At 48.6% G+C, this 724-nt stretch carries 1 protein-coding gene; it reads left to right on the forward strand.

Annotated elements, in window-relative coordinates; translation table 11 throughout:
• A partial coding sequence (locus tag A3750_RS12950; protein ID WP_156498572.1) for a lipopolysaccharide assembly protein LapB occupies positions 1-724 on the forward strand: 724 nt, incomplete at both ends.

Here is a 724-nt window from a genome sequence, read left to right on the forward strand (position 1 = left end):
GAAAAAAAGACGAAGCGCTCGCCTATGCGGAACAAAGCTTTAACCAATTCCCCGAAAACAACGCGCTCGGCAGACTTTACGCTAGCCTTCTTATTGAAAAGGGCGACACGCAAGCAGCCGAAGGCGTTTTCGCGACCCTTCTTGAATACTACCCCGACTCAGCAAGCCTAACGCTGTCACACGCCCTTCTAATGCTTGAAAATAAGAAAGTGGAAGATGCAAAGAGCGCCTTTGAAGAGCTAACCGCCTCCCCTACCCACAGCAGCGACGCTTACTATTACCTTGGGAGAATCGCGGAGCAACAAGATCAACCTGAAGAAGCCATTACGCAGTACCAGAATGTAGCCCCAAGTTCGCACTACAATACCGCGATCGAGCGCTATGTATACCTGCTCAGCAAGCAAGAGCGAATGGATGAAGCATTAGAACGACTTGCCCTATTACGACAAGATCAACCCAGAAATGCTCAAAAGCTGTGGTTGATTCAGTATCAACTTCTAAACACCTTTGACAAGACTGATATGGCGCTTGATGGGCTAAACCAAGCACTAACCCAATTCCCAGAAGATGAGTCCCTTTTGTATGCGAGAGCGATGCATTATGACGGTACCGGCGAAATCGAGCTGATGGAGCAAGACCTGCGAAAAATCATCACCAAGAATCCAAGAAACGCCGTTGCGCTAAATGCGCTTGGATATACCCTCGCAGACAAAACAGATCGCCT

The sequence above is a fragment of the Oleiphilus sp. HI0079 genome, from assembly GCF_001635105.1.